Source organism: Butyrivibrio sp. AE2032, from assembly GCF_000702965.1.
In genome coordinates, this window is sequence record NZ_JNLF01000003.1 from 610,422 (window position 1) to 636,281 (window position 25,860).

Here is a 25,860-nt window from a genome sequence, read left to right on the forward strand (position 1 = left end):
TAATTTTTTTATATTTTTTCTCCCGTAAGCTTACACCAACCAAGTGCTCTGCTCACGGGTAAAGCCGCCTTTTATGCTCTGCCGTGACACTTCTTGTACTTCTTGCCGCTTCCGCATGGGCATGGATCGTTAGGATATACCTTGTTCTCTTTTCTGATGGTGTGAGAAGCCTTCTCCTCTTTGTAGAGAGCCTTTCTCTTATCCTCATCAAAGATAGCCTCCCACTCAGGAAGGTTGTAAAGCCAGTCAGCACCGGCATTTACCATGTTCTTGTAAAGAAGCTCCTTCTCGAATCCAAGGTTAACCTGTGTATCCTCTTCCATCTCTTCGATAGGGTTCTGCTCTTTCAAGCTATCATTGATTCCATCAAGGAAACCAACCATAGTCATAAGGTCTACACCATATTTCTCTGCAAGCTCTTTTACTGTTCCCTTAACTACTTCGTCAGGGTTCTTTAAAAGCTCTGCGTAAATGTCTTTTTCCTTCTGAAAATAATCAGTCCAAAGTCTCTGCAGATCGCCCTTGTTAGCAGTCTCAGAGTATGCCATATTGCGCCATTTTTCTAATAATGCCATAGTTTTTACTCCTGTTTTTCTACAAAAAAATTGAATGTATGCAGTTAATACACATACATTCAATATATTTTAATATATCCTCTTCAATATGTAAACCATTGAAAAATACGTCACAGAGCGCGGATCCTATCAAGAGCTTCGACGCTGTTTTCGTAGCTTCCAAAGGCTGTCAGACGGAAGTAGTGCTCGCCGCTTGGTCCAAAGCCTGAGCCTGGGGTTCCCACAACGTTTGCCTTTGTAAGAAGGTGATCAAAGAATTCCCAGCTGGTCATGTTATCAGGGGTGCGGAGCCATACGTATGGGGAGTTCACACCGCCGAAAGCCTGATATCCTGCGTCCTTAAGACCATTCAGGATGTAGCTGGCATTCTTCATGTAGGTGCCTACCATCTCTTTTATCTGGGCCTTGCCTGCCTCGCTGTAGCAAGCCTCTCCGGCTCTCTGAACAATGTATGGAGCGCCGTTGTACTTGGTTCCGTGTCTTCTTGCCCAAAGTCTGTGAAGCTCCACCTCTTCGCCGTCCTGCTTAACCTTAAGGTCGTGAGGAATTATGGTTGCTCCAAGGCGAAGGCCTGTGAATCCTGCATTCTTGGAAAAAGACCTAAGTTCGATAGCGCAGGTTCTTGCACCCTCGCACTCAAAAACGGAGTGAGGAACATTGTCCTCTGAAATATATGCCTCATAAGCAGCATCAAAGATGATCACTGCTCCAACCTTGTTGGCGTAATCAACCCAGACCTGAAGCTGGTCCTTTGTGATAGCTGAGCCTGTAGGGTTATTAGGGAAGCACAGATAGATGATATCCGGAGTCTCACTGGGAAGCTCAGGCGCAAAGCCGTTCTCAGCAGTGCATGGCATGTAGATCACGTTGCTCCACATTCCTGTCTCAGCATCATAATCACCGCATCTTCCGGCCATTACGTTGGAATCCACATAAACGGGGTAAACAGGGTCGCAGACAGCAAGCTTGGTGTTCTTGGTGAATATCTCCTGGATGTTGGCGGAATCGCTCTTTGCACCGTCTGAAATGAATATCTCATCATCTGCAATATCGCAGCCTCTTGCTCTGAAGTCGTTCTCAGCCATAGCGTGGCGAAGGAACTCGTATCCAAGGTCCGGGGCATATCCTCTGAAGGTTGCTGGATCAGCCTGTTCATCAACTGCCTTGTGAAGGGCCTCGATAACTGCAGGACAAAGAGGCAGTGTAACATCTCCGATTCCAAGTCTTATGATCTTCTTGTCAGGGTTTTCTGCCTGAAAAGCACTTACCTTCTTGGCAATGGTGCTGAACAGGTAGCTACCCGGTAGTTTCAGATAATCTTCATTGGCTCTGTACATAATTATTCCTCCCGTGTTTTGGAATGATTCTACACTAATTTTGTATCATTGTATACAGCTTTGCACAATTTAATAGACAATAGTATCGAAAACATTTATCATGTAATCAAATAATTATGCACACGCCCGGCAGCCCCACATAAAGGAGAAAAAAATCCATGGCACTTTCATTTAATAAGATTGACAAGCTTCCAAGAAGAATCGTAATGTCCCTGTTTGGCGTAATAATCTGTGCCATAAGCGTAGGAATATTCAAGATCGCTGCCCTTGGGGTAGATCCCTTCCAGTCCTTTATGGCAGGTCTCGACGCCCTGATCCCCATCGACTTCGGGACGCTTTACATGATCACCAATGCTGTACTTCTGCTGTTTTCCCTTATCTTTGACAGACACTATATTGGAATAGCGACTTTTATCAACCTGTTCCTTTTGGGCTATATCACTGAATTCAGTTACAAATTTTTTCAGACCATAATCGTGAATCCCTCTATCCCGGTCCGGGTTTTGTGCCTGGTTATCGGAGTTGTGATCATCTGCTTCGGCTCAGCCTTCTACATGACTGCTGACCTGGGTGTATCCACCTACGACGCCGTTGCCCTGATCATAGTGGGCACCTGGAAAAAAGGCAAGTTCCAGTATGTCAGGATCATCACTGATCTGGTCTGCGTAATCCTCGGCGTTATACTGTTTTTGACAGCCGGTGGCACCATATCACAGATCCCAACAATTGCCGGTATTGGAACCATCATAACTGCCTTTTTCATGGGGCCCCTGATTGAGTTTTACAATGTTCACATTGCAAGACCGTTCTTGAACAAATAAGTTTTTTCGGGAGGAAATAGTATGAATATCAAATTCACCAAGATGCATGGCTGTGGCAATGACTACGTTTATGTTGACGGAGGAAAAGAACTTGTTCCCCAGGAAAAGAAATCTAAGCTGTCCCAGAAGGTTTCTGACAGGCATTTCGGTATCGGCTCCGACGGGCTTATCTTCATAAATCCCGTAGATGATCCTTCCATAGATTTTGAAATGGAGATGTACAACGCAGACGGATCCAGATCCGAGATGTGCGGAAACGGCATAAGATGTGTTGCCAAGTACGTCTACGACCACAGACTTACAGATAAAAAGAAGCTGACCATCGTCAGCGCCGGAAAAAAGAAATATATTGATCTGACAGTTGGGGCTGATAACCTGGTTGAGAGCGTGAAGGTTGATATGGGAGCTCCGATTCTTAGTGCTCCGGAGATTCCTGTTACAGAATCCTCAAAAGAGCTACCGGCTTCAGCTGGAAATATTGTTGCTCTTTCAGGAATTCCTTCAGATGCCTGCGTAGATGTGCCTATCACTGCTGACGGCAGAGACTGGAAGATGACCTGCGTATCCATGGGAAATCCCCACGCAGTAGTTTTCCTGCCTGATGACATGGATCTTGCCACCTTCGATATAGAGAAGATCGGTCCACAGTTTGAGAACCACAAGTTCTTCCCAAACCGTGTTAACACAGAGTTCGTAAAGATTGACGATAAGAACAACGTCCACATGAGAGTATGGGAGCGTGGAACCGGCGAAACTCTCGCCTGCGGAACCGGCTGCTGCGCCACAACCGTAGCCTGCATCTTAAACGGTCACACAGCAGAAACGGTGAACGTCCATGTCCTTGGCGGAATCGTAACCTGCTCCTGGGACGGCGACGCCACCTCCCCCGTCATCATGGAAGGTCCCGCCACCACCGTCTTCGAAGGTTCCATCGACATCTGACCAGCCACGGACAGCCACCGTCCCCATGGCTCACTTGCCGGATTCCCGCGCGACGATGTAGATGCGCTCGCTGTCGTCGGTGGGATCTTCGTGGGTGTCGGCGTCGATGGCTGTAATGAACTCCAGGCCTGCTGCCTGAACGAAGCCTTTCATCTCTTCAAGTGTGTAGCCACGCTGGAAGTGGGTCTCCACTGACCTTCTGAAGATCTCATCCTCCTCGTCGCACCTTGCAAAGATGGTCAGGTCGTACTCGTTGATGTGGTCCTCCTCGTGGTAGTAGTTATCCCAGATGAAACTGCAATCATCTCTGTTTTCAGCAATGGTTGTATCACCGATCACATCGCGATACTTGTGAAGGGTGTTAAAGTCGAAAACGAATATCCCCTTAGGGAAAAGGAAATTATTTACCAACTTGAAGGTATCGATTACCTCCTGTTCCTCCAGCACATAGTTTATGCTGTCGCAGACACTGACAATTGTTCCTGCGGTACAGTAAAGATCCAGCTCTCTCATGTCCTGCTCCAGGTACATGATGTCCAGCCCTGCTTCATAGCTCTTTTTCCTGGCAAGATCAAGCATCTCTGGAGAAAGATCTATTCCCATTATGTCGTAGCCCTTTCTCTTCAGAACCTGGGTAAAACTTCCCGTTCCACATCCCAGCTCCACCACAAGATTACGCTCCTGTTCAAGGGCATCCTCGGAGTCTTCCGCTATCTCTTTTCCCTGATCCGAATTCGCCGGTTTTGACACGCCATATTTATCTATAATTCCAGCAACAAAATTACCCCATACATCGTATGGGGTTTCGTCCATAAAGGTGTCATATACTGCTGCAAAATCTGTATATGCTTCCATAATTCACTCCTAAAAAACGGCCAATAGAATGTGCAACGTCTCTCCAGGCTCTAAGCATTCCGACAAGCCAACCTGGGAGGCTGTCTTGTCTCCATAGAGCTTGACAATCGTTCCTTATGCACATTCCATTGGCCTTTACTTCAACTGAATAATAGTTTTTCACGTAGAATTATCAACCAAATAATCCTGCAATCAACATGATGATCTTTGTACCTGAACCCATGATGATTCCTGCAAGGACAACACCACAAATGATTGCTTTAACGCTTCTCTTGAAATCCATATCCAAAATAGAAGCTGCAAGTGTTCCTGTCCAAGCTCCTGTTCCGGGAAGTGGAATTCCTACAAAAAGGAACAATGCCCAGTAAAGACCTTTACCAGCCTTTTCCTTAAGCTTTTCTCCACCCTTATGTCCCTTTTCAAGACAAAATGTAAAAAAGCCTCCGATAACAGGCTTGTCCTTTCCCCATTCAAGAACCTTCCTGGCAAAGAAGAAAATAATAGGCACCGGAATCATGTTGCCGATGATAGCTATTATATAACTTGGCAATACAGGAAGGCCATTTGCAATCGCATATGGAACTGCACCTCTAAGCTCTATAAGTGGAACCATTGAAATCAAAAATACTATAATATATTTCTTTAACATACTAACTCCTGTCCATCAAAAATCATTAAAAGTACAATCAAGTGATAAATATACACATATTTTTCCGATTTGTCTAATGTTTTTTGAAAGATCAGTAGTTGCCACTGTAAAAAGAACTTTTGAATCAGGCCAGGATTTCTTTTAATGCTTCCAGGAGCTTATCCATCTCTTCGTCAGTTCCGATGGTGATCCTCAGGTGATCCGCAATCCTGTGGGCGTCCCAACGCCTTACGATAATGCCACGCTCCCTGAGCTTGTCAAATATCTCTTTTCCGGGAACGGTCTTGTGTCTTGCGAAAATAAAGTTAGCCTGAGAGTCAGTGAACTCGAAGCCGAGCTTAGCAAATTCGGGCTTCACACGCTCTCTTGTTGCTATGATCTTTGAACAAACCTCCTTGAAATAAGCATCGTCTTCCACCGCTGCAGCGCCTACTTCCAGAGATGGCCTGTTCATCGTGTAGGAGTTAAAAGAGAATTTGGCGTCCTGAAGGTAACCGATGAGCTTCTTGGACCCAAAGGCATAGCCGATACGCAGGCCAGCCATGGACCTTGATTTGGAGAAGGTCTGAACAACCAAAAGATTGTCGTACTTCTCGATCAAAGGCAGCGCACTCTTTCCACCAAAATCAATGTAGGCCTCATCCACGATAACTACCACATCAGGATTGTGCTTCACCACATCCTCGATCATATCCAGGTCTTCAAGAATTCCTGTAGGTGCGTTGGGATTAGGGAAGATCACTCCGCCGTTTTTCCCATAGTAGTCCTCTTTGCGGATCTTGAAATCCCCATCCAGCGGAACCCTCTTATATGGAATCCTGTAAAGGTCAGCCCAGACATCATAAAAGGAATAAGTGACATCAGGGAACAGGATCTCCTTGCGGGAATTAAAGAAGGTCATGAAGGCCATGGAAATAACGTCATCAGAGCCAACACCCACAAAGATCTGATCCTTGGGCACCCCATAGTATTTTGAAAGTGCCGTTGTAAGAGTGCTTGCCTCAGGATCAGGGTACAGCCTGAAATCATCATAGTCCATGTTCCGCAGTTTTTCCTGAACTCCTGGCGCTGGCGGATAGGGGCACTCGTTTGTATTAAGCTTTATTATATTCTTGATCTTTGGCTGCTCCCCCGGTACGTAGGGCACAACCTTCCTGACATTATCTTCCCAGCTCATATTTTCTCTCCATTATTAAACATCCGTTGTAACGCTTTACTATTATACAGTACTAAATTACAAAAGATAATTCAAGAATATTATAGCGACATTAAGTTGTCAGAATATTTAGTCTTTTGCCCGGGCCATTATGTGGCAATTTGCCTTAGCCGATATATCTTTTGACAGCTTGGATGTCACATGCGGATCTTCATGGATGAGTTACTTCACCCGGTGAAGGTCCATTTTTGTTGCACTGAATCCGCAATAGAATGGATGCTTCACCACACCCATAAGGAGGTACCATGAAAATTGCACAAAGCAACGTGAACCTGGTTTCCAGCAGCAGGTATTATGAGGAAAATACCCTGTCTGTGCAAAGCGGAACCATCACCAGGGCGTCTTTCCTTGACAGTCTTCAGAATCAGGAAAAGAAAATGGACTCCCTGGAGCTGACTGAGGCAGATACGGAAGGTACTGCCCTGGAAAGCGAAAACTACTCCTCACTGAAGCCCTCAAAGACTGATTATCTAAGTAGCTATGAGTCCACCCTAGAGGACCAGATCTCACAGATCAGGAATGTGCTCCTCGAAAGGATCCTTCGGCTCCTTCAGCTCTTTGGCGGCGACAACCAGAACAGGGGCTACAAGAACACCCTGTCAAACACAGCAAACATGCTGTCTGCAAACTCCTTCGTAAAGGTCACCACTGTGACCATGACCCACATCCAGGAGGAGGAAACCACCTTTAACGGCACAGGCACAGCTCTGACTGAAGATGGAAGGGCCATTGATTTTGGAGTGAACTTCTCCATGTCCAAGCGCCTCACCCAATATGCAGGAATGAGTATTGCCAGCGCCGTAAGTCTCATTGATCCTCTTGTGATCAACGTAAGCTCTGACGTGACCCACATCAGCGACCAGTCCTTCTCCTTTGATCTGGACTGCGACGGAAAGGAAGAAAAGGTTTCAAACCTTGGCTCCGGCTCCGGATTCCTTGCCTATGACAAAAATGGTGACGGAAAGATTAACGATGGTTCTGAACTTTTCGGAACCAGAAGTGGGAATGGATTTATGGATCTTGCTGCCTACGACAAAGACAGCAACGGTTGGATCGATGAAAATGATGAGATCTATGACCACCTGAGAATCTGGGTCAGAAATGAAGATGGAACAGACAGTCTCCTTGGCCTTAAGGAGTCCGATGTTGGTGCGATCTATCTTGGCAGCGCAGAAACCCGGATATCCCACCACAACTCCGACTTCATGATGTCAGCAATGACACGGGCCTCAGGCCTCTTCCTTCGTGAAAGCGGAGGCGTCGGCACCGTCCAACAAGTGGACCTGGCTGCATTGTAACCACAACGTAAAAAGAGGCCGGTTTGTCCGGCCTCTTTCATGCTATAAACAGGAATTCCTACGGTATAGTTATTGGCTAATGCCCGCCACCCTTGCCCGAACCTGTTGGAAACGTTTGAAGTCTATCGCCGACGGTGAAGATGATGGGAACAGCTTAAGGACATCACCGTCGCTCTACGCATTGTAACGTTTCCACCAGAACCCGGCAAAGGCAAGCCCCTAAAGGGTGGCTGGTTTATTGCCTCGGATTCAGAATCCAGGAACAGCTAGGTGCTCTGCCTCTATTACGCTTTCGGTAAGAGTAGCAGTTGATTTTGGTCGTTTTTTCTATTATTTCGAACACCTAGAATTTTGCTTACGTCTGAATTTTGTTTTTTGGAATTATGGACGTAGTGATTATCAGTTAGTTGATAAAAACCGGCCATTCCTTACGTCTGTTATTGAGTTTTTCTAATATGAGACGTAGCGATATCGATATTACGTTGATAAATAGGGAAATACTACGTCTTTATATAGGTTTTTCTGTTTTCGGACGTAGCGTTTGCGATATTGCGTGAAGTTTTTGCATGGGAGGTGCTTAGCATGGCTAGGCAGGCAATAGAACCGTCACCTGACTGGAGGGGCAAGGCAGTAGATTGAACAAAAAATAATGCCTTCCCCGGTTACAGACCTTTATGCATGGATTCTGGTGGCTGTACAAGGATGCCCCTGCTCCTCAAGGGGCACTCGCGCAAGTCCTTGACAGGCGCCTGATCCAGGCTACAATGTATTTCCCGGGGGAAGGCGTATTTCTTTTATTCTTTTATGTCACGCTCGCGGGTTCCGTCTACTTCGCCGGAAAGGAAGTGTCTTCTGCAGACAGATACGTAGGACTCGTTGCCACCCATCATGATCTGCTCGCCGTCTCTTACAATCTTGCCATTGCAGACCCTTGCATTAAAGTGGGCTCTACGTCCGCACCAGCAGACTGTTGGAACCTCTTCGATATAGTTTGCGATCTCCATAAGGCGCTTAGAACCTGTAAAGAGATGGCTTGTAAAATCTGTTCTAAGGCCATAGCAGATAACCGGAAGATCATAGCGATCCACCACCTCTGCCAAAAGATCAACCTGTTCCTCTGTAAGGAACTGTGCTTCGTCCACCAGGACACAGTCAAGCTTCTTCCATGCATCTGACTTCTTGGTAAACCATTCATTTACCACTTCATCAAGGAAATCCTCAACGAAGGTACATTCAGCCTCGAGGCCCATTCTTGATTTGACGGTCTTTTCTCCGTCCCTGTCCTCGATGCCGGGCTTAAGAAGAATACAGTTCTGTCCCTTCTCAAGATAATTGTAGCGCACCATCAGTGCATTTGCGGTCTTGGAACTCCCCATAGCTCCATACCTGAAATACAGCTTTCCCATACTTCCCCCTCTAAATTATTATATTATTTCTGCTTTGCAACAGCGTCTGCCTGTACACCAAAGATCTTTCCCTGGATAGGCTTAAGCGCTGAAATAAGGATCTGTCCGAAGATTACGCAGGTAATGATCTCGCCTGCACCTACAGTAAGAGCAAAGAAGAAAAAGCTTCCCTCAATGCCGTAAGCATATTTTAAAACAAATGGAATGATGATCGCATTTGCAAGTACCGGTGGAATAGAAACAAGGAATCTGTTCTTTCTAAGAAGATAAGAACCTACTGCTCCAACAAGTGTAGCCAGTGTTCCAAAGATAACATCAGGCATTGCTGATCCGGTAACGATGTTAGCGATAAGACATCCAAGAGTTACTCCGGGAACTGCCGCATTTGTGAAGTAGGGCAGAATTGTAAGACACTCTGAAAATCTTACCTGAATTGCGCCGCTAGCCAGGTCAAAGCCTGCTGCGATTGCTGTGAGCACAACGTAAAGTGCTGCGATGACTGCCGCGTGAACAATGTAAAGAGTTCTGTTGCTTGTTTTGTTCATAGTTGGTTGCCTCCAAAAATAATTAATTAAAAAGTTACCACTGCAACCATGCGGTAATGTCACCTCCCAGATAATCACAGTTTTTTGTTCAAGGTAGTATAAACAGATTGCTGCCCATTTGTAAAGAGTAAATTATTCCTCGCCCTTTAAAAGCACCAGCTTGTTGTATGGAATCTCGATTCCTGCTTCTTTAAATCTCTTCATGACCTCCACAAGGCACTCGGAGCATGCCTTTGGGTTGTCCTTAAAATCCTTTGTCTCCACCAGAGCCTGAAGGGTCACTCCGCTGTCATCACAGCTCTTGCATAAAACCGTAGGTCTTGGTCCATAATGTTTAGGATGAGACTCGATTGCTGTAGCCATAACCTCCATGGCCTTATCCATGTCTGTTCCATAGGCCACAGAAACCCTGATAGGATAGGAAAAAGACTCCTCCTGAGTATAGTTCACTATAGTGTTGGACCCAACGATGGAATTAGGAATATAGATGATCTCATTCTGATAGGTCTTGATCACAGTATGTCTTAAGGTGATATCTTCCACAAATCCAGGCTCATAGGCATCAATCTTTATTCTGTCGCCGATATCAAAGGGCCTTGAATGGGATGCAGAAAGAGCTATTCCGGAAAAGACATTTGCAAGAGTAGACTGGGCTGCAAGACCTAATACCACAGCTGCGATTCCTGAAGAAGCAACCGCCGTCTCCCAGGTCTTCGAAAAAGCAGGAATCCCACTTAAAGCTGTAAGGGCTGCAACCGCCCAAATAAAAGCAAGAATAAGGCCTTTAAGAAAGATGAGATGAATCTTCCCTCTTAAAAGCTCCTTACTAAGAACCTTATTAAGAACTAAATTAAGAAAATAAGCCACGATAAATGGCAGCACATACTTCAAAAATATATCAACAAATTCTTTCATAAAAATACTACCTCGTTCAAAAATCATAAACAAAGGTAGTATATCACAATTGCAGGGCTTTGGCGAAGGAGAAGTTACTCCTCCTCGTCCTCATCATCCCCCATATCCTCGAAAGCAATTATAGAATCAACTATATCCTCAAAGTCCTCCTGGAGTTCCTCAAGGCTATCACCTTCATAAGTGTAAATCCTTCCGTCAATTTCCACTTCTCCAGTGTAGTAATCGGCTTTCTTATCATAATTCACTGTTCCAACATAACCTTCATACTCTAGTTTATCTAGCATTCTAAATTCTCCTAACTTATCTTTCTTCACAACCAGGCGCTTCGAAATGTTTTTTTCCTGTAAATACATTTCGAAGCGCCCCCGTTATCCAGTAACTTAAATATTTATCAGATTTTCGCCGCCGATTCCCCTTGCACAAGCTCCCCGTGGAATACGATGTGCCTGTGATCGGACTCCTTGTCGATGATGTCGAAGAGGAGATCCGTTGCCTTTTTGGCGATCTCTCCTGCAGGCTGCTTAAGGGTTGTAAGCCTTGGTACACTGTACTGGGCAATCTCCTGTCCGTCGTAACCTGCCACGCTTACATCCTCAGGAACCCTGATCCCTGCATCTGCAAAAGCACGAAGTGCACCAACAGCCAGTACATCTGAAATGCAGTAGAGCGCCGTAAACTTCTCCCCGGACTCGATCAGAGCCTTGGCTGTGTCATAACCATTCTGCAAAGTGTAGATCTTTTTATCAACAGGTCTTATTAGCTTCTCATTGACCTTAATACCGTGCTTTTTGAGAGCCTCCAGATATCCTGTAAGTCTCAGCCTTACTACAGAAGGAGTATCGCTTCTCTCAGTCATGATGGCAATGTTCCTATGGCCAAGGCTTATAAGATGCTCAACCATCTTAAAGCTCTCCTTGGCATCATCCACAGAAACCGTGGAGTACTCGTTCCTGTTAAGGTCATCGGAAATATCCGAACCAACAGTGGTGAAAACCACCGGAACCCTCAGCTGCTTGATCTTGTCAGCAGAGTGCCTTGCACTTCCGCCAAGGAAGATGATACCGCGAAGTCTCTTTTCCTTCTCAAGCTCCAGCGCCACATCGACCTCGTCCTCGTAGGCCTCAACATGACGTATCACAAGGGCATACTTCCTCTCCTCAACCTCCTGCTCAACAACCTCGATCATTGGAGCAAAGAAGGAGTTTGTGATACCCCTCACCAGAACCGCAATGCACTTGGCATCGGTCCTCTTTAAGTTCCTGGCACTGTTATTAGGAATGTAGCCTGTCTCCTTAATAACATCCATGATTCTCTTTTTGGTCTCCGGATTGATATCCGAATGATTGTTGATAGCCCTGGATACGGTGCTGACTCCAACGCCGCATCTTCTGGCTATTTCAACTATTGTAATCTCTGACATTTATATCGCCGTCCAATCGCCAATATTCTATTAACGAAGCCTTCTGTAGATCCTTGCAAAGTCGTGCATCTTAGCGCAAAGCTCCTTGGAGAGAGCATCCTTCTTCATTCTCCAAACCCAGTTTCCGCCAAGGGTTGAAGGAGTGTTGATCCTTGCGTAGCCCGGAAGCTCCAGATAATCCTGCATAGGAATTATAACAGTATCTGAAACGCTGGCAAAGCTTGCCCTGATAGTTGCCCATACAGCATCCTTTGCGTTCTTGATACCCAGGTATTCCTTGGCAAATTTCTTATCTGCACGAGGAAGCTGATCAAACCAGCTTCTGGTAGTATCGTTGTCGTGTGTTCCTGTATAAACGATGCAGTTCTTGGTGTAGTTGTGAGGAAGGTAGTCGCTCTCCTCCCTTGAATCAAAGGCAAACTGCAAAATCTTCATGCCGGGATATCCGGTCCTCTGAACCAGCTTGATTACTGAAGGTGTCAGGAATCCAAGGTCCTCAGCAATAACCTTCATATCGCCAAGCTCTTTTTTCATGGTCTGGAAAAGATCTATTCCAGGGCCCTTACGCCACTCACCCTTCTCAGCAGTAGGATTGCCGTAAGGGATCGCATAGTACTCGTCAAAGCCTCTGAAGTGATCGATCCTGATAACATCATAAAGCTTGTAGCAGTGAGCGATTCTCTTCATCCACCACTTGTAGCCAGTCTTCTTGTGATAATCCCACTTGTAAAGAGGATTTCCCCAAAGCTGTCCTGTAGCGGAGAAAGCATCAGGAGGGCATCCAGCCACATCGATCGGAACATTCTTCTTATCCAGCTGGAAGAGCTCAGGATTAGCCCATGTATCAGCGCTGTCAAAGGCAACGTAGATCGGGATATCACCGATGATCTCGATACCCTTTTCGTTTGCATAGCCCTTAAGTGCTGCCCACTGCTTTGAAAAGAGATACTGAAGGAAGCTGTAAAAATCGATCTCCTGGGCATACTTCTCTTTTGCAGCCTTCATAGCAGGAGCCTTACGAAGACGAACGCCTTCCTCCCAGGTATTCCAGCTTCTTCCGCCATTTGCATTCTTGAGAGCCATGAAAAGAGAATAATCTGCGAGCCAGTCATTGTCCTTGCTCTTCTTAAATGCCTCAAATTCCTTCTTCAGAGTCTTGGCATCCTTAGCCTTATCAATATTTTCAAAGGCTTTCTTAAGCAGCACAAATCTAGACTTATACATCTTTTCATAGTCGATGTACTCCTCAGTGCCGCCAAAATCGCACTTATCAGCCTGAGCCTTAGTAATAAGCCCCTCATCAATAAGTGTCTTTATATCAATAAAATATGGATTTCCTGCGAAAGTAGAAAAGGACTGATATGGCGAATCGCCGTAGCTGGTAGGTCCCAAAGGAAGTATCTGCCAGTAGGACTGTCCGGCCTCCTTAAGGAAGTCCACGAAGTCATAAGCCTCCTTTGAAAAAGTTCCTATTCCGTACTCTGAAGACAGAGAAAAGATCGGAAGAAGAACTCCACATTTTCTGCTGGATTTGCTATCTTTTTTTGCCATATTTGACCTCTCCTTTTTCCAAAAGCTTTATACAAAGCATAAATAAGCTACGGAAATCATTCCGTTCCCGGTAACGTTTCCGCAGCTCTACTTTATCATAAATAAAAGTTAATTTCAATTATTTCCAAAACCGTTGTCTTTGATGCCCCAGATCAGGTTTCTCCACTGTTCAAGCTGATCTGTTGTCATGAATCCGTTTGATGTTCCCATGTATCCGATCTTGTAGGAAGCAAACAAAAGGGCATTCTTGATAGCATTTACGCTGTCGCCGGTTTCCATGTAATAGTGAAGGAAACATGCAAAAAGCGCATTACCGGCACCAATGGTATTAACAACCTCATTGGTCTTAACAGTCTTATAATGTACCCTGAGATCCTTGGACTTATCAAAGAGGATAAGACCCTCGCTGCCCTGACCAAGGATAATGATCTCTGTTCCGTAGGTTCCTGACATACGGTCTATGAATGAGTATGGATCCTCGGAAAGAGTATCATCACTAAAGTAAAGAACCTTAGCCGGCTCAAGGAAGTCGGTGTTATATTTTTCCTTTTCAGGCTTATAGCTTCTGATGTTTACAGCAATGGGCTTGTGATGCTCAGCTGCTGCCTTGGCAAAAGGTCTGCAGAAATTGGCATTTGCCAGCACCATCATATCGCAGCTCTCAGCAATAGGAGCAACCATGGACATATCATAAACATTCTCACGAAGATCCTTAAGATCCTCGAAGATCTGCTGTTTACGCTCCTTGTCGTACAGAACCACCTCAGTGGGAGTCTCTTTCATCTGAGGGATAATGTACTCTGTAGAAAGAGTGATCTTCCTATCGGGAGGATTTATCATTCCCAGATCCTGATTCCTGCCAACTATGGACATGAAGCAAACCTCATCACCCAGCCACTTAAGAGCCAGGGACTCGTTGTAGGCGTCGCCTCCCATGGCCGTGAAGATGGAATCATTCACGCTGGTGATCGGCGCATAGTTCACCGGGATCTTGTCCACTCTGACGATTGTCTCAATCTGTGTTACACCTGCTACTAAGAATCTGCTCATATCGAACCTCCTTAATGTAATCCTGTAACAGTCAAATTTCTGATAATATCCACATACTCTATTGCTTCTTCCAGGAAGAGGTCTGACCTGAAGCCTTCCGCCAAAACCTCCTTAAGAATAAGTCCATCAATGGTAAAGTCCAGGATGTGACCGATCTTCTCATAGTCTGTTCCCGGAGCAAATACAGTGATATCCGCTCTCTCCCGAAGGGCATTCATGATCCTTTTGTACTTTTCCCTTCTCTCACTTATCTCTCCAAGGGCCTCTCTTTCCGTCTCCTCATCAGCCTTACTCAGGAAAAGAAATATGTACGGGTATTGAGACATTGCATTGGCCTTGGCTGTAACGATCTGCTTGTACAGCTCAAAATAGTCATTCTCATCCTTCTCAACATACTGGGTAAGTTCCAGGGCCACAAACCTTGTGGCATAGTCATACAGGAATGAATACAGCCCTATCTTACTTTCAAAGTAGTGAAAAAGAAGGCCCTTGCTTATGCCTGCTCCCTTAACTATCTCGTCTGTGCTTGCATGACGATATCCGTACTGGGAAAAGACCTTTAGGGCGGAATTTATCATTTTGTCCTGTTTTTCTTTTTTTAGCTCAAAAAATCTCTCGTTCATTAATATTCCCCAATTCCCCACAATTGACTATAACAGTCTACAATAAGTGTACCATTTGCCTCAGGTCACATCAAACGATTTTTCGTTCTTTTATCAAATTTTAATACTCAGGACTTTTACAAATTGAGAATTTGTATTACAATCAATATGACTGTACAACATTAGGAGGGGGCTGACATGTCCAAAAAACACACTTTTGGTAAATTTGTTCTTTTCTGTACCGCAGTTGGAGCAGCTGCAGCAGGTGCGTATTACTATCTGAGCAAGAGAGAGGAAGAGATCGCTGACAGCTTTGATGACGACGATTTCGATGACTTCGACGATTTTGATGATGACGACGAGGCATCTGCAGAATCCAAATTCGGTTCACGCAAATACGTTGATATCACTTCTTCATCAAACGAAGAAGAGCCTCTTGACGAGGATGACTCCGAGGAACCTGAAGATTCAGAAGAGTTCTTCGACGACGAAGATAAATAAATAACAACTAATAAAGGCTGTCGCATCACTGCGACAGCCCTTTTTTGTTCTTATTCTTCTCCGTATTTCTCAGCCATCATCTCTTTAAGGAATCTTGCCTTATCCTTGATACGGCTGTTGGCGGTTCTGGAAACTAAAAGCTCTGAGATCATCTTAGATGCCACTTCTCTTTCATCTGTCTCAACAGCCAAAGCTGCGATCAGATAATCAAGAGTAGTTGAGTCCATTCCAGCAATAGGAAATTCCTCAGTCTGTCTTGCCATGATAAATCCATTCAGGGCATTTTTCAAAAGCTCTTTTTCCTGAGCATCGTTCTCAGCCTTCTTAGCATCATAGCCTTCAGCCTCAGGATCAAGACGCTGGGTCTCACCTCTTACAACCCAGGCTGTCTTCAGGCAAATGTAAGCCTTCTCACTGTTCTTTGCCTTTTTTACCACTGCATTGGCAAGAGCCAGCTGATAGAGCCTCTTGGCATAGTCATAGCTGTAGGTCGGATCATCACAGGGCTCGTGTTTATAGTTCATACAGATCTTGATACGTATGTCATCGATCTGGTACTTGTTAAGTGTAGTGAAGTACCTGCTCAGGGCAGCATAACCACAGGATGGACAAGCAATTACGTCATACTTGTTCTGGTCAAGCTCATCATAATCAGGGCGAAGGTCGATGTCTACATTCTTCATCCTTACCTTACCCGTTCTTACGGTCTTAGCATCAAAATCCGATTCACAGACCGGACACTTGTATTTCTTGTCAAAAAGAAAATCCTCTTCGTTGACAAGCTGAAGCTTCCTTGTGGGTTCTTCCTTCTTAGCCTGAACCTGCTTCTTTCTTGGGTCCTCAAAAAGCTGTTCTCCTCCAAGATTTCCAAGTCCTAATTTCTCAAATCCAGAAAAAATGCCCATGCCCGTACCTCTCCTTAGAATTATTTTTTAGGTAGTACAAATGAACTCTTAAGTGAAACTATTCTGTTAAATATTGGAGCTCCCGGCTGTGAGTCCTTGCTGTCAACGCTAAAGAAGCCATTTCTTACGAATTGGAACTTATCGTAAGGCTGTGCATTCTTAAGCTCGGGCTCAAGTACCGCATCCTTTATAACCTTGATGGAATTAGGGTTAAGGTTAAGTGAACCGTCCTCGTTGTATACGCCCTTCTCCTCATCAATAATGTTCTCGTAAAGACGAACTTCAGCTCTAAAAGCCTCACTGGCCTCAACCCAGTGGATTGTTCCCTTTACCTTTCTTCCATCAGGACTGTCTCCGCCCTTAGTCTCAGGATCATAGGTGCAGTGAATCTCAGTAACAACACCGTTCTCATCCTTTACGAAACTGTTGCAGGTTACAAAGTAAGCATTCATAAGTCTTACTTCGTTGCCGGGGAACAGTCTGAAGTACTTCTTAGGAGGCTCCTCCATGAAGTCCTCACGCTCGATGTAAAGCTCTTTTCCGAAGGGGATCTTTCTGGTTCCCATCTCAGGAACCTCTTTGTTGTTCTCGATCTCAAGATACTCGATCTCTCCCTCAGGATAGTTATCAATAACAAGCTTAACAGGATCAAGGATGGCAAGCATTCTCTTTGCCTTCAGCTTAAGATCCTCTCTGATGCAATACTCAAGCATTGCATACTCTGCAGTTGCCTGTGCCTTACTGATACCGCACATATCTACAAACATCTTGATGGACTCAGGTGTAAAGCCTCTTCTGCGAAGAGATGCAATGGTTACAAGTCTAGGATCATCCCATCCGTCAACGATTCCATCCTCTACAAGACGCTTGATATATCTTTTACCTGTAACCACGTTGTTGAGATACATCTTTGCAAACTCGATCTGACGTGGTGGGTTCTGGTATTCGCACTCAGTCTTAACCCAGTCATAAAGTGGTCTGTGGTCCTCAAATTCAAGGGTGCAAAGGGAATGTGTGATACCCTCGATAGCATCCTCGATAGGATGAGCAAAGTCGTACATAGGATAAATGCACCACTTGTCTCCGCATCTTGCATGGCTCATGTGCGCAACACGGTAGATGATAGGATCTCTCATGTTGATGTTAGGTGATGCCATGTCGATCTTTGCACGGAGAGTCATTGCTCCGTCCTCAATCTTACCGGACTTCATTTCTTCAAAGAGACGAAGGTTTTCCTCAACGCTTCTGTCTCTGTTAGGGTCGTTCTTACCGGGCTCTGTGAGAGTTCCTCTGTACTCTCTCATCTCATCAGCTGTCAGCTCAGATACATAAGCCTTGCCCTTCTTGATGAGCTTTACTGCATCCTCATACATCTGGTCGAAATAGTCAGATGCATAAAAGAGTCTGTCTTCATAATCAGCGCCAAGCCACTTAACATCCTCGATGATGGCGTCCATGAACTCGGACTTTTCCTTGGTAGGATTGGTATCATCGAATCTCATGTTGAACTTGCCGTTGTACTCCTTGGCCATACCATAGTTAAGAAGTATGCTCTTGGCATGACCTATATGCAGAAATCCGTTGGGCTCAGGAGGAAAACGAGTGCATACATGATCGTATACTCCCTCCTTGAGATCCTTATCGATCTCTCTCTCGATAAAGTGTCTTGAGGTAGCGCCTTCTCCCTCAGGATTTGCATTTACATTTGTTAATTCTTCTGCCATTTCTCTTTTCTTTCCTTAGCTATTAGTAATATACGGATTGCTTCGCGTATACGCTTTCGCAATCCTACAGTCATTAATGCCAAATGCTTAACAAGCAAGCTTGTACGCATTTTACATTATGCCCCTATATCACTACAGTATATCACATCGGACCTTTTACTTATAGACATATTTTTCCTCGAAGGCAGCACGCCTTACAGGCTTGTCAAAATAGTAGCCCTGGATGTACTTTACGCCCATACCCTTAAGAGCATCCAGCTGTTCCTTGGTCTCGATACCCTCTACGCAGACCTCTGCGCCGATGGTCTTTCCCATGTCCACAATTGACCTTACGAAAGCCTGTGAATATTCGTCCTCCGAAATGTCTTTTACAAAGTCCTTGTCTATCTTGATGATATCAAATGGAAGGGCACGGATACTGCTAAGAGCAGAGTAGCCTGTTCCAAAATCATCCAGTGCAAGCCTTACGCCCAGTGCCTTTATATCCAAAAGAGTCTGCTTCGTCCTTGCCAGATCGTTGATGGCAAGTCGCTCTGTAAGCTCAAGTACCAGGTTTGAAGGTTTAATGTGATTCTCTTCAATGCAGCTCTTTATTATATCCACAATGTCTGTCTGCATGATCTGTACCACCGACAGATTTACGCCTACGACAAACTCACCCTTGCCTTCTTCGTTCCAGGCTCTGCAGCACTCGCAGGCCTTACGGAGCACGTGATTGCCGATAGGATTGATAAGTCCCAGATACTCAGCAAGGGGAACAAACTCATCAGGATTAAGGAAGCCCAGAGCATTGCTGTTCCAGCGAACAAGAGCCTCTGCTCCGATGTGTCTGACCTTCTTGCCTCTTCCGCTATGGAAATCACTGACGATGGGCTGGAAGAATACTTCGAATTCATCACAATGCTTGCCTATGGCATCATACATATTCTTCTCAAGATCCAGCCTGTGGATCGAGGAAGAATCAATATTGTCAGAGTACTCAGCGATCCTGTTTTTACCGGATTTCTTCGCCTCGTACATGGCAACGTCGGACTTTCTGATAAGCTCGGATACGTTGTCACCGTGATCCGGGAATCTGACAACACCCATACTCATGGTGCAGTAATAATCGCTGTCCTTAAGGTACCAAGGCGTTGCGAAGGCGTCCTTGATCTCCTCCAATATCTTGTTCATCCTGTAATAGCTCTCAGGAGGAACTATGATAACGAACTCATCACCGCCCATACGATAGCATGAGCCCTGGATGCCCTCTATCCTTGAGATAGCTTTTGAAATATCCTGCAATAGCACGTCGCCGTACTGATGGCCAAGGCTGTCGTTGATGTGCTTGAAGTCATCCAGATCCAGGTACATCAAAGCGCCGTGTCCACCATTTTGTGTAGACTCGTCCACGTACCTTGCCAGATCCTTTTCGCAGCACATTCTGTTGAAAAGACCTGTCAGGAAATCTGTATAAGCCTGCTGCTCTATTCTCTTCTGATAGAGCTTCTTCTCAGTAACATCATATATAGCGCACAGGGAAACAGGGCGTCCGTCCACCCACTTGATCCTGGTGTAGTAAACGTCATACCACTTTTCTCTGTCCTTGTGATGGACCTCATAATTTCCGCTGTAGCTTCTAGAAGGTATATTGTTTTCGAAAAGCTCTGCCAGCTTATTCTCAGTAAGTTCCTTGGAAAAGTTCTTTTTAAAGCTCCTGTTGGCAAAAAGAAGCACTCCTGTGCCTGTATCCCTTACGTAGATTGAACTTCCCACGTTATCAAGAACTGCCTCAAGGGATGCAAAAGAGCTTGCCAGTGAGTTGGTCTGCAGTCTCTTTGTGATGATACTCTGCATGATCCTGATGGCGTCGTTTATGAACTTGATGTCGTCGATGGACCAGATCCTGGCCTCTCTGTTCTCTGTAAAGCAGGCATAAAACATGGCTGAACCATTGATAATGACCGGCATAGAAACAAGGGCTCTTATACCTAAGTTTTCAATCTGCTCCCTCTCCCCGGCATTCATCTGGGTGTCGCTGGAGATGACTACTGCCTTCTGATTTCCCATGAACCAGCATACTTCCTGGTCTGTTGTCTCTGAATAGAGCTTTCCCACGCCCGGAAGTGCCCACTGAACGACAATATCCATAAGGGTATTGTGATGGATCCTGCAGGTAAAGGCATTGCTTATCTGGAGATAGGTACAGAGCTTTGAAAGCACCTCTACCATGATCTCTTCTATTGGCTCATCGCTATCAAGCAGTGATACGATCTCTGTCATGGTCTCTGCTCTGTGGAAAGAGGTGGTCATCTCTATTTCCTGGAGCTTTGAGGCCTCACTTTTGGCAATAGCTTTAGACCTTGATGTCTCAACCTTTATGAGAACATTCAAAGTCTCCCTCAGAAGATCCAGAGTCTTATAGAATTTATCCTCTGATATCAGATATTGGAAATTGTCGATTGGTGGGAAGTGGAAAAAGCTTGAATCATACCGGGCATCAGTGAAGATTCCGCAGACGATCCATACTGCTGCTATCTGAGTGCCGTCTGAAACAGCAATGGCAGCAAGTCTTAGATTGGGGATCTCTGTTATCTCAACAGCCTGATCCTCAAGTTCGCTTTCTGAAACACGCTTATAGATATTGTGGATCCTTATAGGCGTGACATATTTCTTTATTATCTCTATTTCATGGGCATTTCCGGAGAACTCAGTGATGGGAACTCCGTTTGCGTCAAGACAAAGAGAATACACCCCGGCCATCTCACAGAATCTGTCCTGCCAGGACTGCATCTCTTCCTTGTTCTTAAGCGCAATATTACCAAGGGCTCCACTCTGTTCTGATGCAGAGCCCGTGGTCATTTGCATTTTTTCAGCATTGTTGATTATGTCAGGCAACTATATTTTCCCCCTCAAGAGGAATCTACAAAGAAGCTCAGTGGTCATCAACGCTATAGTTAGGAGCTTCCTTTGTGATCTGGATATCATGAGGATGGGACTCACGAAGGGCTGCGGGAGACATCTTGATAAATCTTCCGCTCTCCTTCAGTTCCTCTATGGATGCACATCCGCAATAGCCCATTCCTGAACGCAGACCACCCATAAGCTGGAATACAGTATCCTCTACTGTTCCCTTATAGGCAACACGTCCTTCTACACCTTCCGGAACAAGCTTCTTGGCATCCTCCTGGAAGTAACGGTCCTTAGAACCGTTCTCCATAGCGGAGATAGATCCCATTCCACGGTAAACTTTATATTTTCTGCCCTGGTAGAGTTCGAACTCACCGGGAGCTTCATCACATCCTGCGAACATGGAACCCATCATAACGATGTTAGCTCCTGCTGCGATTGCCTTTGTAATATCACCTGAGTACTTGATACCACCATCAGCGATGATAGGTACACCGTACTTCTTAGCCATCTCATAGCAGTCCATAACTGCTGTAACCTGTGGGACACCAATACCTGCAACGACACGTGTTGTGCAGATGGAACCAGGTCCGATACCAACCTTAACAGCATCAGCTCCTGCCTCAATAAGATCCTTTGTAGCAGCTGCTGTTGCGCAGTTTCCTGCGATAACCTGAAGGTCTGGGAATTTCTCTTTTATCATGCGAAGGCACTTAAGTACGTTCTCGGAATGACCATGGGCAGAGTCAAGAACAACAACGTCTACCTTTGCATCTACAAGAGCTGCTACTCTGTCCAGGCAGTTAGCTGAGATACCAACACCTGCTCCGCACAGAAGTCGTCCCTGATCATCCTTAGCTGAAAGAGGGTACTTAATGGTCTTTTCAATATCCTTGATGGTGATAAGTCCAACAAGATTGTAATCGTCATCTACTATAGGAAGCTTCTCCTTCTTGGACTTTCCAAGAATGCTCTTAGCCTCCTCTAAAGTGATCCCTTCCTTTGCAGTAATGAGGTTTTCACTGGTCATAACCTCTTTTATCTTCTTGGAGAAGTCTTTTTCAAACTTAAGGTCACGGTTGGTGATGATTCCAACCAGCTTTCTGCCCTCTGTGATAGGCACACCGGAAATCCTGAACTTAGCCATAAGTGAATCAGCATCTGCCAGTGTGTGATCTGGTGAAAGAGAAAATGGATCTGTGATAACGCCGTTCTCTGATCTCTTAACCTTATCTACCTCTTCAGCCTGGGCCTCGATAGACATGTTTTTGTGTATGATTCCGATTCCGCCCTGTCTTGCCATGGCAATTGCCATTCTGTGCTCGGTTACGGTATCCATACCGGCGCTCATAAGCGGAATGTTGAGCTTGATCTTCTTTGTCAGGTAAGTAGAAACGTCAACCTGATTAGGTATAACCTGTGAATATGCAGGCACTAAAAGCACATCGTCAAAAGTAATTCCTTCGCCAATAATCTGTCCCATGATATGACTCCCTTTTTAATCTGTGAAAACTTTTCTAGGTGCTACGCTCTTTACTGCTGCTACAAACTCAGCAGTAGGTTCGAAAATGATCCTCTCTTTTCCATCATATATAAATGTATATGTTGGATCAGGTTGTCTGCTCTTGTCCCTTGCGGAAAAATCCATAGTCTTCAGGGTCTTGTTCTTAAACTCGTCCAGATGGTGAGAGTTTGTGGGAGCCAGAGCCTCAATGTGGTCAACCTCAAACTTTCCTACATTCTTGCGCTTTGACTTGTTAAGTATCTTGTCAACTGTGATCTCCCTCTCGCAGTACTGATACTCAAATTCAATATTCGCATTTAAAGTAAGGAAATAATAAACTACTCCTGCAGCAACGCACAGGATAAGACCCGCAATCCCGAGAACTGTCAAGATTGAGGAAAGAAAGAAAATGACTGCCAGCACTAATGAAAGATAGCTAAAGAACTTAACCAGAGGTGAGCCCTTGCTGGCCACAAGGCATTCAACATAATTGTTTTCTAACGCCATTACGGTAAACTCCTCCTGTTTAATTTTATTGACTATCTTATATTGCTTCCTCTAATCTTTCAAGGTCTTTTTTATACTTTATTTAGATTTTTCGGTTGACACTAAAAATTGGCTTTTATATCATTACTTAAGTACGCAAAACGCCTATTACCATTATATATGGTTTAACGCAAAAATAATATTATATTTTTGTTAACACAATCGGGAGGCAGTAAAAGAAACATGTCTGTAAATGAAGAAATAAGAGAGCAGCGAAAGAAACTTAAGGGTCAGGGCTTCAAGGCCCACTGGGATTATTTTTGGGAATATTACAAGATACACACAATCGTGGCACTGATCGTGATGATCTTCATTGTCACCTTCACCAGAGATATACTGAACAACAAGCCCTACGCTCTATATTCAATGCTGATAAACGCAGCAGGCCTGGAAACCCAGGAAAAAATACAGAACGGCTATGCAGAATATGCAGGGATAGATACCACACAGGAAGCCATTCTTGCAGACACCTCTGCAGGTTTCTCTCTTGCCAACATGGACAACTCAACAGTCGCAACCAGTGAGAAGCTCATGGCTGTCATGGCATCAAAAGAGCTTGATGTGGTAGTTGCAGATACTAACACCTTCGGGCACTACGCTTCACTTGAGACCTATATGGATCTTCGCGATGTCTACAGTGCAGATGAGATTGCTTCCTGGGATTCTCAGGGACTGATCTTCTACGTGGATCAGGGCTACATCGATTACCTGACTTCAAGCACCTACACAGACTACCTCACCAACGGTCAGTACGATAAGTCCAACAAGTATGCAGTTATGGCCGCCAAGTACAACGAGACCTTCGAGTATCCCGTCCAGGACAAGTCCGAAATGGACAATCCGGTCCCTGTAGGAATCATATTGAAGAACTCCAAGATCCTTACTGACTGCGGAGCGTATCCTAATGAAGCTCCAATCGTCGGAATCATCATAAACACTGAGCGAATCGATAACGCAAAAAAATTCCTGGCTTACCTTATGCAGTAAGTCAGGAATTTTTTCGTCATGTGGACGGCTGTCCTGGCCGGTCTGGCGCACTTGCCCCGGGCCTTTGGCAAATATATGTGCAAGGAGCGATTCTTCAGCTCTATGGAGAGAAGACAGGCTCCAAGCTTGGCTTCTCGGAATGCTCAGAGCTCTGAGCGACGGTACATATATTTGCCAAAGGCCCGGGGCAAGCGCGCCAGACCGGCCAAGACAGCCGTCCCATGGCTATTCTTTATACTTGTGTAGTTACAAAGATATCGTAAATAGCGCTGATAGCTTTCTCAAAATCACGGTTCTCCACACCAATGATAATATTGAGCTCGGAGGAACCCTGGTCGATCATTCTTACGTTTACGCTGGCATGTGCAAGGGCTGAGAAGATTCTTCCCGCTGTACCACGGGTGGACTTCATGCCACGGCCCACAACTGCAATAAGTGCCAGATCTGACTCAATCTCCAGCATGTCCGGATGTGCCAGCTTGTGGATCTCAGATACTACGGACTGCTCCTTCTGAATGAACTCATCCTCTGAAACAAATACGGTCATGGTATCAATACCTGAAGGTACGTGCTCGATGGAAATGTTCTGATCTTCGAAGGCCTGAAGTACTTTACGCACAAAGCCTACCTCGGAGTTCATCATATCCTTAAGTACGTTCACGCAGCAGAAGCCTTTTTTACCGGCAATTCCTGTGATGACATACTTAGATTTCTTTGCTGTTGACTCAACGATCCAGGTTCCAGGATCCTCGGGCTTATTGGTGTTACGGATATTGATCGGAATACCCTCTTTTCTTACAGGGAAGATAGCATCCTCATGAAGAACAGAAGCGCCCATGTAAGCCAGCTCTCGAAGCTCTGTATAAGTAATGGTCTCGATGTACGGTGGCTTGTCAATGATCCTTGGGTCAGCTACAAGGAAGCCGGAAACATCTGTCCAGTTCTCGTAAACATCTGCCCTGATAGCTCTTGAAACAATTGATCCAGTTATATCGGAACCACCTCTTGAGAAGGTCTTGATGCTTCCGTCGGGATATGCACCATAGAATCCCGGGATAACAGCTGTAGGAGTCTTCTCAAGCTTTTTAGCCATGAGCTTGTTGGTCTTCTCGCTGTCGAACTCACCGTTCTTATCAAAAGCTACTACAGTAGCTGCATCGATGAACTCATAGCCAAGATAGGCTGCCATTATGATTCCGTTAAGATACTCACCACGGCTTGCAGCGTAATCTTTACCTGCCTTGCTCTTAAAGTTCTTTTCAATGGTCTTGAACTCTGATGTAAGATCAAGTTTAAGCTTAAGGCCCTTTATGATCTCGTCGTACCTTGCCATGATATCTGACAGGTTCTTGCTAAAATCCTTACCTGCCTCAGCCAGTGCATAGGTCTTGTAGAGCATATCTGTGACCTTTGTGTCCTTGGAATTTCTCTTTCCGGGAGCTGAAGGAACCACGTAGACCCTTTCAGGATCTGACTTGATGATCTCTCCAACCTTCTTAAACTGCTCGGCACTTGCCAGTGAGCTGCCACCAAATTTAACTACCTTTCTCATTGCTGCCAATTCTCCTCAATAGATTTTATCTTTATCCAAAAGCTCTTTTACCTGGGCAAAAGAACTATCG

The 25,860-nt window shown here is 45.2% G+C and carries 24 protein-coding genes; 5 read left to right on the forward strand and 19 right to left on the reverse strand.

What is annotated here, in order from left to right; translation table 11 throughout:
* Positions 1-71 precede the first annotated feature (71 nt).
* Positions 72-575 carry an SEC-C metal-binding domain-containing protein gene (locus BO18_RS04480; RefSeq protein WP_034443954.1) on the reverse strand — a complete coding sequence of 168 codons (504 nt, stop codon included), beginning with the start codon at positions 573-575 and terminating at the stop codon, positions 72-74.
* 110 nt (positions 576-685) lie between these two features.
* Positions 686-1,912 (reverse strand): LL-diaminopimelate aminotransferase, encoded by a 1,227-nt coding sequence (locus BO18_RS04485; RefSeq protein WP_034443956.1) that lies wholly within the window; start codon positions 1,910-1,912, stop codon positions 686-688.
* Between the two features lie 158 nt (positions 1,913-2,070).
* Between BO18_RS04485 and BO18_RS04490 the strand changes: the two genes are divergently transcribed.
* Complete coding sequence (locus BO18_RS04490; RefSeq protein ID WP_034443958.1) at positions 2,071-2,733, forward strand: YczE/YyaS/YitT family protein; 663 nt, start codon at positions 2,071-2,073, stop codon at positions 2,731-2,733.
* A 27-nt stretch (positions 2,734-2,760) separates the two neighbouring features.
* Complete coding sequence (gene dapF, locus BO18_RS04495; protein WP_034447029.1) at positions 2,761-3,675, forward strand: diaminopimelate epimerase; 915 nt, start codon at positions 2,761-2,763, stop codon at positions 3,673-3,675.
* Between the two features lie 30 nt (positions 3,676-3,705).
* On the opposite strand, the gene BO18_RS04500 is transcribed toward dapF, so the two are convergent.
* The 3 genes from BO18_RS04500 to hisC all read right to left on the reverse strand — a co-directional run bounded on the left by BO18_RS04500 (position 3,706) and on the right by hisC (position 6,356).
* Complete coding sequence (locus BO18_RS04500) at positions 3,706-4,530, reverse strand: class I SAM-dependent DNA methyltransferase (RefSeq protein WP_034443960.1); 825 nt, start codon at positions 4,528-4,530, stop codon at positions 3,706-3,708.
* Positions 4,531-4,702: 172 nt separating this feature from the next.
* Positions 4,703-5,179, reverse strand: a complete 477-nt coding sequence (locus BO18_RS04505; RefSeq protein ID WP_034443961.1) for a COG2426 family protein — start codon at positions 5,177-5,179, stop codon at positions 4,703-4,705.
* Positions 5,180-5,303: 124 nt separating this feature from the next.
* Complete coding sequence (hisC, locus tag BO18_RS04510; protein ID WP_034443963.1) at positions 5,304-6,356, reverse strand: histidinol-phosphate transaminase; 1,053 nt, start codon at positions 6,354-6,356, stop codon at positions 5,304-5,306.
* A gap of 284 nt (positions 6,357-6,640) precedes the next feature.
* Between hisC and BO18_RS32425 the strand changes: the two genes are divergently transcribed.
* Positions 6,641-7,693: a hypothetical protein gene (locus tag BO18_RS32425; protein ID WP_051688495.1), complete on the forward strand. Its 1,053-nt coding sequence runs from the start codon at positions 6,641-6,643 to the stop codon at positions 7,691-7,693.
* Between the two features lie 794 nt (positions 7,694-8,487).
* On the opposite strand, the gene BO18_RS04520 is transcribed toward BO18_RS32425, so the two are convergent.
* The 8 genes from BO18_RS04520 to BO18_RS04555 all read right to left on the reverse strand — a co-directional run bounded on the left by BO18_RS04520 (position 8,488) and on the right by BO18_RS04555 (position 15,203).
* Positions 8,488-9,099 carry a thymidine kinase gene (locus BO18_RS04520; RefSeq protein WP_034443966.1) on the reverse strand — a complete coding sequence of 204 codons (612 nt, stop codon included), beginning with the start codon at positions 9,097-9,099 and terminating at the stop codon, positions 8,488-8,490.
* Between the two features lie 23 nt (positions 9,100-9,122).
* On the reverse strand, positions 9,123-9,644 hold the full coding sequence (locus BO18_RS04525) for a QueT transporter family protein (RefSeq protein ID WP_034443969.1): 522 nt from the start codon (positions 9,642-9,644) through the stop codon (positions 9,123-9,125).
* A 132-nt stretch (positions 9,645-9,776) separates the two neighbouring features.
* Positions 9,777-10,559, reverse strand: a complete 783-nt coding sequence (locus BO18_RS04530) for a mechanosensitive ion channel family protein (protein WP_034443971.1) — start codon at positions 10,557-10,559, stop codon at positions 9,777-9,779.
* Between the two features lie 74 nt (positions 10,560-10,633).
* Complete coding sequence (locus BO18_RS04535; protein WP_034443974.1) at positions 10,634-10,912, reverse strand: hypothetical protein; 279 nt, start codon at positions 10,910-10,912, stop codon at positions 10,634-10,636.
* A 38-nt stretch (positions 10,913-10,950) separates the two neighbouring features.
* Positions 10,951-11,979, reverse strand: a complete 1,029-nt coding sequence (locus tag BO18_RS04540; RefSeq protein WP_034443975.1) for a LacI family DNA-binding transcriptional regulator — start codon at positions 11,977-11,979, stop codon at positions 10,951-10,953.
* 30 nt (positions 11,980-12,009) lie between these two features.
* The gene (gene malQ / locus BO18_RS04545) at positions 12,010-13,530 is read right to left on the reverse strand and encodes a 4-alpha-glucanotransferase (protein WP_034443979.1); all 1,521 of its coding nucleotides are present in this window, start codon (positions 13,528-13,530) and stop codon (positions 12,010-12,012) included.
* Positions 13,531-13,644: 114 nt separating this feature from the next.
* Complete coding sequence (locus BO18_RS04550; RefSeq protein ID WP_034443981.1) at positions 13,645-14,580, reverse strand: carbohydrate kinase family protein; 936 nt, start codon at positions 14,578-14,580, stop codon at positions 13,645-13,647.
* A gap of 11 nt (positions 14,581-14,591) precedes the next feature.
* Positions 14,592-15,203 (reverse strand): TetR/AcrR family transcriptional regulator, encoded by a 612-nt coding sequence (locus tag BO18_RS04555; protein WP_051688496.1) that lies wholly within the window; start codon positions 15,201-15,203, stop codon positions 14,592-14,594.
* Positions 15,204-15,380: 177 nt separating this feature from the next.
* Here BO18_RS04555 and BO18_RS04560 point away from each other — a divergent pair, with 177 nt between their 5' ends.
* Positions 15,381-15,683: a hypothetical protein gene (locus BO18_RS04560; protein ID WP_034443983.1), complete on the forward strand. Its 303-nt coding sequence runs from the start codon at positions 15,381-15,383 to the stop codon at positions 15,681-15,683.
* A 50-nt stretch (positions 15,684-15,733) separates the two neighbouring features.
* Here BO18_RS04560 and BO18_RS04565 read toward each other — a convergent pair whose 3' ends face one another.
* From BO18_RS04565 to BO18_RS04585, 5 genes are all read right to left on the reverse strand, one after another.
* A complete protein-coding gene (locus tag BO18_RS04565; RefSeq protein ID WP_034443986.1) occupies positions 15,734-16,588 on the reverse strand; it encodes a DUF2225 domain-containing protein in 855 nt (284 codons plus the stop codon).
* A gap of 20 nt (positions 16,589-16,608) precedes the next feature.
* Positions 16,609-18,312: a glutamine--tRNA ligase/YqeY domain fusion protein gene (locus BO18_RS04570; protein WP_051688497.1), complete on the reverse strand. Its 1,704-nt coding sequence runs from the start codon at positions 18,310-18,312 to the stop codon at positions 16,609-16,611.
* Positions 18,313-18,468: 156 nt separating this feature from the next.
* A complete protein-coding gene (locus BO18_RS04575) occupies positions 18,469-21,189 on the reverse strand; it encodes a bifunctional diguanylate cyclase/phosphodiesterase (protein WP_242856512.1) in 2,721 nt (906 codons plus the stop codon).
* Positions 21,190-21,226: 37 nt separating this feature from the next.
* Positions 21,227-22,684 carry an IMP dehydrogenase gene (gene guaB / locus BO18_RS04580; protein WP_034443988.1) on the reverse strand — a complete coding sequence of 486 codons (1,458 nt, stop codon included), beginning with the start codon at positions 22,682-22,684 and terminating at the stop codon, positions 21,227-21,229.
* Positions 22,685-22,699: 15 nt separating this feature from the next.
* On the reverse strand, positions 22,700-23,212 hold the full coding sequence (locus BO18_RS04585) for a DUF6106 family protein (RefSeq protein WP_034443990.1): 513 nt from the start codon (positions 23,210-23,212) through the stop codon (positions 22,700-22,702).
* 222 nt (positions 23,213-23,434) lie between these two features.
* Here BO18_RS04585 and BO18_RS04590 point away from each other — a divergent pair, with 222 nt between their 5' ends.
* Entirely contained in the window at positions 23,435-24,238 is an 804-nt protein-coding gene (locus tag BO18_RS04590; RefSeq protein ID WP_034443992.1) for a hypothetical protein, read from the forward strand.
* A 232-nt stretch (positions 24,239-24,470) separates the two neighbouring features.
* Here the strand turns inward: BO18_RS04590 and BO18_RS04600 are convergent, their stop codons facing one another.
* Positions 24,471-25,790 carry an aspartate kinase gene (locus tag BO18_RS04600; RefSeq protein WP_034443995.1) on the reverse strand — a complete coding sequence of 440 codons (1,320 nt, stop codon included), beginning with the start codon at positions 25,788-25,790 and terminating at the stop codon, positions 24,471-24,473.
* Positions 25,791-25,860: the final 70 nt, after the last annotated feature.

Bases quoted from the DNA above. Each gene is read 5' to 3' on its own strand.
- BO18_RS04480 (WP_034443954.1), bottom strand. From the start codon at position 575: ATGGCATTATTAGAAAAATGGCGCAATATGGCATACTCTGAGACTGCT.
- BO18_RS04485 (WP_034443956.1), bottom strand. From the start codon at position 1,912: ATGTACAGAGCCAATGAAGATTATCTGAAACTACCGGGTAGCTACCTG.
- BO18_RS04490 (WP_034443958.1), top strand. From the start codon at position 2,071: ATGGCACTTTCATTTAATAAGATTGACAAGCTTCCAAGAAGAATCGTA.
- BO18_RS04500 (WP_034443960.1), bottom strand. From the start codon at position 4,530: ATGGAAGCATATACAGATTTTGCAGCAGTATATGACACCTTTATGGAC.
- BO18_RS04505 (WP_034443961.1), bottom strand. From the start codon at position 5,179: ATGTTAAAGAAATATATTATAGTATTTTTGATTTCAATGGTTCCACTT.
- hisC (WP_034443963.1), bottom strand. From the start codon at position 6,356: ATGAGCTGGGAAGATAATGTCAGGAAGGTTGTGCCCTACGTACCGGGG.
- BO18_RS32425 (WP_051688495.1), top strand. From the start codon at position 6,641: ATGAAAATTGCACAAAGCAACGTGAACCTGGTTTCCAGCAGCAGGTAT.
- BO18_RS04520 (WP_034443966.1), bottom strand. From the start codon at position 9,099: ATGGGAAAGCTGTATTTCAGGTATGGAGCTATGGGGAGTTCCAAGACC.
- BO18_RS04525 (WP_034443969.1), bottom strand. From the start codon at position 9,644: ATGAACAAAACAAGCAACAGAACTCTTTACATTGTTCACGCGGCAGTC.
- BO18_RS04530 (WP_034443971.1), bottom strand. From the start codon at position 10,559: ATGAAAGAATTTGTTGATATATTTTTGAAGTATGTGCTGCCATTTATC.
- BO18_RS04535 (WP_034443974.1), bottom strand. From the start codon at position 10,912: ATGTATTTACAGGAAAAAAACATTTCGAAGCGCCTGGTTGTGAAGAAA.
- BO18_RS04540 (WP_034443975.1), bottom strand. From the start codon at position 11,979: ATGTCAGAGATTACAATAGTTGAAATAGCCAGAAGATGCGGCGTTGGA.
- malQ (WP_034443979.1), bottom strand. From the start codon at position 13,530: ATGGCAAAAAAAGATAGCAAATCCAGCAGAAAATGTGGAGTTCTTCTT.
- BO18_RS04550 (WP_034443981.1), bottom strand. From the start codon at position 14,580: ATGAGCAGATTCTTAGTAGCAGGTGTAACACAGATTGAGACAATCGTC.
- BO18_RS04555 (WP_051688496.1), bottom strand. From the start codon at position 15,203: ATGAACGAGAGATTTTTTGAGCTAAAAAAAGAAAAACAGGACAAAATG.
- BO18_RS04560 (WP_034443983.1), top strand. From the start codon at position 15,381: ATGTCCAAAAAACACACTTTTGGTAAATTTGTTCTTTTCTGTACCGCA.
- BO18_RS04565 (WP_034443986.1), bottom strand. From the start codon at position 16,588: ATGGGCATTTTTTCTGGATTTGAGAAATTAGGACTTGGAAATCTTGGA.
- BO18_RS04570 (WP_051688497.1), bottom strand. From the start codon at position 18,312: ATGGCAGAAGAATTAACAAATGTAAATGCAAATCCTGAGGGAGAAGGC.
- guaB (WP_034443988.1), bottom strand. From the start codon at position 22,684: ATGGGACAGATTATTGGCGAAGGAATTACTTTTGACGATGTGCTTTTA.
- BO18_RS04585 (WP_034443990.1), bottom strand. From the start codon at position 23,212: ATGGCGTTAGAAAACAATTATGTTGAATGCCTTGTGGCCAGCAAGGGC.
- BO18_RS04590 (WP_034443992.1), top strand. From the start codon at position 23,435: ATGTCTGTAAATGAAGAAATAAGAGAGCAGCGAAAGAAACTTAAGGGT.
- BO18_RS04600 (WP_034443995.1), bottom strand. From the start codon at position 25,790: ATGAGAAAGGTAGTTAAATTTGGTGGCAGCTCACTGGCAAGTGCCGAG.